Raw genomic sequence first — 6,731 nt, forward strand, 5'->3', positions numbered from 1 at the left:
TGTAGTGGTTTACTGAATTTGGCCACCTGAACAGAGGTGATATGCTCATCTCAGAACAATACAGGTGTCCCAATGAAAAAAAGAAATTTCAGCGCAGAGTTTAAACGCGAATCCGCTCAACTGGTCCTTGATCAGAACTACACAGTTGCAGCTGCGGCCAGTGCTATGGACGTGGGGCTTTCTACCATGACGCGATGGGTAAAGCAGTTACGGGATGAACGACAGGGCAAAATACCTAAAGCCTCTCCTATAACCCCAGAACAGATTGAAATACGTGAGCTAAAGAAAAAGCTACAACGCATCGAAATGGAAAACGACATATTAAAAAAGGCTACCGCGCTCTTGATGTCAGACTCCCTGAACAGTTCTCGTTAATCGAGAAACTCAGAGCGCAGTATCCTGTGGTCACACTCTGCCACGTGTTCGGGGTTCATCGCAGCAGCTACAAATACTGGGTGAAAAGCCCCGAAAAGCCAGACGGCAAGCGGGCTGTATTACGTAGTCAGGTTCTGGAGCTGCATAACATTAGCCATGGCTCTGCTGGCGCGAGAAGTATCGCCATTATGGCAACCCTGAGAGGCTTCAGAATGGGACGCTGGCTTGCCGGCAGGCTCATGAAAGAACTGGGACTGGTGAGTTGTCAGCAACCCACCCACCGGTATAAACGGGGTGGTCATGAACACATCGCTATCCCAAATCACCTTGAGCGACAGTTCGCAGTGACAGAGCCTAATCAGGTATGGTGCGGCGATGTGACGTATATCTGGACAGGCAGGCGCTGGGCTTACCTCGCCGTCGTTCTCGATTTGTTCGCCAGGAAACCGGTAGGCTGGGCAATGTCATTCTCACCGGACAGCAAGCTAACCATCAAAGCGCTGGAAATGGCGTGGGAAACCCGAGGTAAACCAGCGGGAGTGATGTTCCACAGTGACCAGGGTAGCCACTACACAAGCAGGCAGTTCCGGCAGTTACTGTGGCGTTACCGGATCAGGCAAAGTATGAGCCGACGCGGAAACTGCTGGGATAACAGCCCGATGGAACGCTTCTTCAGAAGTCTGAAAAACGAGTGGGTGCCAGTGACAGGCTATATAAACTTTAGCGAAGCAGCTCATGCGATCACAAACTATATCGTCGGGTATTACAGCTCGCTAAGGCCGCATGACTATAACGGTGGATTACCTCCAAACGAATCGGAAAACCGATACTGGAAAAACTCTAAAGCCGTGGCCAGTTTTAGTTGACCACTACATTTTCATGGAGAAACAGCAATTGGTTCTTTAGGAAGAGTGTCAGAACTGGTAGTTGCTCTAGGCATTAGAGGTCTTGTATTCGAGGCTATTCAAGTAGAGATTGACCATTTCACTATGCGTCAATGGGCTGGTAATGCCGGACAGTCTATTGTTAGTTATACATCAGATACAGTTACGCTATCTTTTGACCCATGGCCTGATGGGCGCACTCCAGTTATATGGCCTTTCGGTACTACTGCTGGAGACGGGACGGTTTATACAAGCTTCTTAGAATTTACAACTGACAGTGGTGGTTATTACGCATCAGGTGTAACTAGGAATCTGGACGGAACTGTAACGCTTACTAACGTCCATCCCATGGGCCCAACTAACACCATTGCTTCAGCTACCATTGTTAACTTCTTCCAGAGCCACGCTCCAAATTATCCAGAAGGAAGTTTTGCAGATACTGCTGCGATCATAACACTGGCTGTATCAGAAAACCCTTTTGTGCACAACTTATGGCCTCTTGCGGCATATCGTGTATTTGCTCACGGATTAGGCTCTGGAGCAGGGCCAGGTTCTTTGATGGGCAATATAGGTGCATGGTCTGATATTATCGTTGATGGCGCAGTGTATTTTATAAGTAACACTGATGTTGGTCCTTCATCTCCACAAGGTATAAATAATGGTGTATTTAACAATATTCAATTGTCAGGTGTGCGTAGAGGCATTCGTGCTCGTAGGGCGTACAATTTAGCATTCAATAATGTTCAGCACATTGCCAGTGGTAGCGTTTCCTATGATGCCGTTACTATTTCAGCATCAGAAATTGAAGGCGTTACTTTTAATGGTTCTCAACTTGGATGGACATCTATAGACTGGGTAACTGATACATGGACTCCTAAATTGTTTAAATGTACTCGTCTGCGTCGTACTTCTGTTACTGGTTGTGTATTTGGACGCCACGATGTAACCATTACAAGAGGAGCCGTGATAGATGTTAAGGATGGTGCGATACTAGGTTTAACACTAACTGGTAATTCTATGGTTACAATTGATGAAAATTCAGATTCAAGCAACTATGGATGGATTGAGTGTAATGAACTTAAATCCTCCGTGATTTCTGATAACTCACCTGGGTCAGGTAGTGAGTTGGGTGGAAGTATTAATCTCTCACTGAGAACTGCCTCTAACGATTTTACAAAATTTGACAATAGCCACTTTGGTCAACCCGTCAGAACTAATGCAGAGGCTGGTGTATTTGATAATGAACTAGCTTCTGGTGGAAATGTTTTTGACAGCACAACAGATTATCGTGACGCAGGTAAAATTTTAATATTTGGTGATGTAAATAATGCTACTACATGGCCTGATAATACAAGAAATATTATTCCGTTCGGTGGAGGATTAACAGGAGGTAAAACACTTGGATTGCCTACCCCAGCAGTACTCCTGTCATTGAAAAGAAGAAGTGTTCTGGTTGATTTGTCATCTGTGGTTTTTGGTGGCCAGACAATTGGTGTGTATAACGGTGTAACTTTGGTATCAACAATATCAACTCCTGGTGTTTATGAGTTTCTCCTCGTAGGGTCAAAATACATAAAATTATAAGTTAAAGAGGCTGAATACTCAGCCTCTTATAGTTATACTATTTACATGACCTGTAATCAAAATCAACTATATACAAGTTGTCTTTTTTTAATATATGGTAAACACTACCGCTATCAATAGTGCTCCAAGTGCACCTCTCATTAATATATTTTTGCCATTCAGGTATAAATGCCATGTCTATATATCTACTAAGATCAGCAATACCCCAAGACGAACCTTGAGACATATAATTTGGAGCCAATACGCTTATAAAAGGTATAGAATTAAATGCCGTCCTTGTCTTAACGGAAAGTGGGCGAAGACCTGAAATCATTACTTTGTATGTTGACTCGTTTGAGTCTTTCATTATTACGTTTGAGACGCTCTGAGCAATAAAGTCAGAATAATCATCATTGTTTTTAAGTGTTGAACCATAGATCGAACACAGGAAAAAAGAATAAGAAACAAACAAGACTGCTGAGGCTATTTTTATTTTTTCAGCAAATAAAGAGATTTTTATATTATCTATGGTTATGAACAATGAAATAATTAAAAAAGGAAAGCAAATGAATGTTCTAGGTGTTACCCATGCTGTTGATATTACTAGGTTTGGCATCATGGTTAATACTGCTGAACAGAATAAATATATTACTAATAACAATAATCTACCAAGACCTCCGCCATTTAAAACAAAATTAACAAATGACAGTATGGATAATATTATGCAAGGCCATATAACATACTTAAAGCCACTAACATAAAGTGTGAGATAATAATTTTTATAACTATTTATTCGAGATAGTATTATATCAATGCCATCCTTATTAAATGGGATGAAGCCGCTTCTTTGCATGTTTATTGCAAGTAAGTTTATTAGTAACGAGTAAATAATATACGATGCAAAAAAACAGGTTAAACAAATAATGCAAAGCCTTAAATCAAAAGCATTTTCTTTATTCAAACATTGCTTTATTAATAAGCATAATGTTACAGAGAAATATGCCATCGTTGATGTCTGGTATAAGCAAAATGAAATAAGAAGACAAATAACTGATGTGGCGAAAAACAACTTGTAATTAAAGCGAAAAATAAAAGGTATTACAGCAAATAATACAGATATCGCCATTAATATAGAGTCATATCTATACGATAAGTTTTCAAGCATGAATGGCGAGGTAACAATGAAAAGAGATGAGATATTCCTAAGGTATTTATTTTCAAATAGCATTTCAGCAACAATTGCTCCTGCAAAAACAAGTATCGCAGATGAAAGCAATGTTGAATAAGGGAATGTTGATATTATTCCATTTCCGAAAGAAAGAGCTTCTGTGATAATGTTAGATAAAATTCTACCATCACCATCCCATCCATATCCAAGTGAAAGCCTTCCCATGTCATCAACATAATATACATTAGCTAAAACTATTGGCAACACGTAGAGCATTCCAATAATAAAAATAGATAAATTATATTTGTTTTTCATTTTTTACCCTTTAACAAGAACCGCGGTCTTTTCTTCGTTTCCACATATATGCGTCCAATATATTCGCCAAGAACCCCAATTCCTATAAGCTGCACCCCGCCAAGAAAAAGTATTGATACCAAAATAGAAGGGTACCCGCGAACGGCATTACCGAAAGCTATAGTGTCTATAATCATCCATGTGCCATAGATAAACGCTACGCTCGCCACAAACAAGCCAATATACGTCCAGATGCGAAGCGGGAAGGTGGAGAAGCTGGTGATCCCCTCAAGTGCGAGATTCCATAGCTTCCAGCCATTAAATTTAGTACTACCGGCTACACGTTCGGCGCGGGCATACTCAACCACATCAGTACGACCTCCAACCCAGCTTAGAATACCCTTCATAAAAAGATTTCTTTCTGGCAAAAGCTTGATGTTTTCAACTACCTCACGAGACATCAGGCGAAAATCGCCAACATTCTCCTCAATCTTCGGATTGCTGATTTTGTTGTGAAGTTTATAGAACCACTCTGCAGTCTTGCGCTTCAGACGGCCATCGGTAGAGCGATCAGAGCGCTTTGCCAGCACCATGTCTGCACCAGCCTGCCACTTCTCGATCAGGTACGGAATGACTTCAATCGGGTCCTGCAAGTCAACATCTATCGGAATAACAGCGTCACCAGTTGCATGGTCAAGACCAGCGAAAAGTGCTGGCTCCTTGCCAAAATTTCGGGTGAATGAGAGAGGGACTACAAGGTGATCTGATACTGCCAATGCATTAATAATAGATTCTGTAGCGTCTTTACTTCCATCGTTAATAAAAACGATTTCTACTTCATATTGCTTTAATTTTTCAAATTCACGAACTGTTTTATAGAAGATAGGAATTGCATCTTCTTCATTAAAAACAGGAACGACTAAAGAAATTTTCATTTCGCATCCCTAAAGACAATGAACTTAGAATAAATAAACCCGCAAACGAGACTGATGGCCGAGAAGCCGATCAGCGTGAAAATTGGAGCTAGACCGCATATGTCAGCCGCCCAACCAACAGTAGCACTTAGTAATCCCATGAAACCAACATAGAGCATGTAACGCATAGTTGTTGTCTGAGAATTAAATGTGAACTTAGCATTTGCATAGAAACTGAACGAAACCGCAACCAGAAATCCTGCTAGATTTGCAATTGTTTGATTACTATGAAAAAAATATATAAAAACGAAGAAAACAACCCAGTGTATTAGCGTGTTGATGACACCAATTGATGTGTACTTAGCAAACAATTTTAACATTATAAAAACCAGAAATCCCAAGAATAAGGTAGCTTATCATCTGCAAGCATACCGATCGACATGTGATGTAGGTATGTAGAAGCAAAGAGCGATATACGGAGCACAATACATATTGTTTATTGACATATTAGCTGATACCTCTCGCTCTAGTATTCGAGAGAGGTATCGTGCATTAAATTAAAAGCTGCGATATTACTAGTGGTTGTCTTCAGATCCTTTAACCCAAGAAAAACTTCCATGAATTTCCGCAGATTGGTCTTTAGAAATAATTAAAGGAATACCATTTATTAAGTTAAAGTAGCTCTTATATCCGACAAAGAAAGCAGAAGGATAATTATCACTCACATTTAATCTTTTCCCTAATCCGTATTTAGTGTCTAACCATACCAAAACTTCATCATTATGCTTGTTCTTTGCCGTCATGCGATAAACATTTGGATATTTACCCTTAGGGCCACTATCATTTGGTCCGCTGGAGGTATCTTTCCATTCTGGAGAGTCGCCTGATTCATAACGAATTGAACTGTTGGCATACAGTTGGGAAAGTGCTGTTTGTAGTCCGTAGTAAGTGTGTATCCTCACCTTTTCAAGAGGAGTCATTTTGATATGCACATCTGCACGTCCTTCATTGAAGGTCATTTTTACTTTCTGTTGAATAATCTCCCTACCGGAGCCATCTTTCTTTTTGGTGTTAAATCCCTGGATGTTAGATGTGGTTTCAATCACTAAATCATTTGTATATCCCTTAAAGGTATCTTTGACCATCTTCCCGTCAACCCATACCTGAAGAGAAACATGCCTGGCTGTAGGTGATCCGCTCTGGTCCCGGTTAAATCCATGCCAGCCACCTGTGAACGCAGCTATTGGGTCATCACCATCTTCATTATTTTCTGCGCTGACCATAATTGGTCCAATGATGTCAGTGTCGAATGTTTGAACCGCAGTTAACCCATCCAGTATGCCGCTTGGAAAAGTTGCATCCTTCCCAGAATCAATCCTGTAAAGCCTTGAAAATGAGAAAAGTTTATTGAGGCCAACTCTCTCAAGCTCAATTACCCTATCTTCTTCAGGTGAATATTTATACTGAATTTTAATATCTGCGTTCTGGACATCAACACTCACAAACTGCTTCTGTTTCCCACCCTCAGCAAAT

6 protein-coding genes are annotated in these 6,731 nt (G+C 40.7%); 2 read left to right on the forward strand and 4 right to left on the reverse strand.

The window, feature by feature from the left end; genetic code table 11:
* The first annotated feature begins 72 nt into the window (after nucleotides 1–72).
* Together OGV69_RS11200 and OGV69_RS11205 are read left to right on the forward strand one after the other, a co-directional pair.
* A protein-coding gene (locus OGV69_RS11200) for an IS3 family transposase (RefSeq protein ID WP_114140367.1) occupies nucleotides 73–1,241 on the forward strand; the annotation gives its coding sequence in 2 pieces (ribosomal slippage) (nucleotides 73–322 and nucleotides 322–1,241; 1,170 coding nt in all).
* A 45-nt stretch (nucleotides 1,242–1,286) separates the two neighbouring features.
* Nucleotides 1,287–2,843: a hypothetical protein gene (locus tag OGV69_RS11205; RefSeq protein ID WP_239177031.1), complete on the forward strand. Its 1,557-nt coding sequence runs from the start codon at nucleotides 1,287–1,289 to the stop codon at nucleotides 2,841–2,843.
* A 37-nt stretch (nucleotides 2,844–2,880) separates the two neighbouring features.
* Here the strand turns inward: OGV69_RS11205 and OGV69_RS11210 are convergent, their stop codons facing one another.
* From OGV69_RS11210 to OGV69_RS11225, 4 genes are all read right to left on the reverse strand, one after another.
* Nucleotides 2,881–4,305, reverse strand: coding sequence for a glucosyltransferase domain-containing protein (locus OGV69_RS11210; RefSeq protein ID WP_074458476.1), 1,425 nt, complete (start codon nucleotides 4,303–4,305; stop codon nucleotides 2,881–2,883).
* Nucleotides 4,302–5,219, reverse strand: a complete 918-nt coding sequence (locus OGV69_RS11215; protein WP_069323100.1) for a glycosyltransferase family 2 protein — start codon at nucleotides 5,217–5,219, stop codon at nucleotides 4,302–4,304. The genes OGV69_RS11210 and OGV69_RS11215 overlap by 4 nt, the downstream gene beginning before the upstream one ends.
* Nucleotides 5,216–5,578: a GtrA family protein gene (locus OGV69_RS11220; protein ID WP_069323101.1), complete on the reverse strand. Its 363-nt coding sequence runs from the start codon at nucleotides 5,576–5,578 to the stop codon at nucleotides 5,216–5,218. The genes OGV69_RS11215 and OGV69_RS11220 overlap by 4 nt, the downstream gene beginning before the upstream one ends.
* A 195-nt stretch (nucleotides 5,579–5,773) precedes the next feature.
* On the reverse strand, nucleotides 5,774–6,731 hold a 958-nt coding region (locus OGV69_RS11225; protein ID WP_286469238.1), incomplete at its 5' end, for a hypothetical protein.

This window comes from Citrobacter sp. Cc139, from assembly GCF_030334645.1.
GTDB lineage: Bacteria > Pseudomonadota > Gammaproteobacteria > Enterobacterales > Enterobacteriaceae > Citrobacter > Citrobacter werkmanii.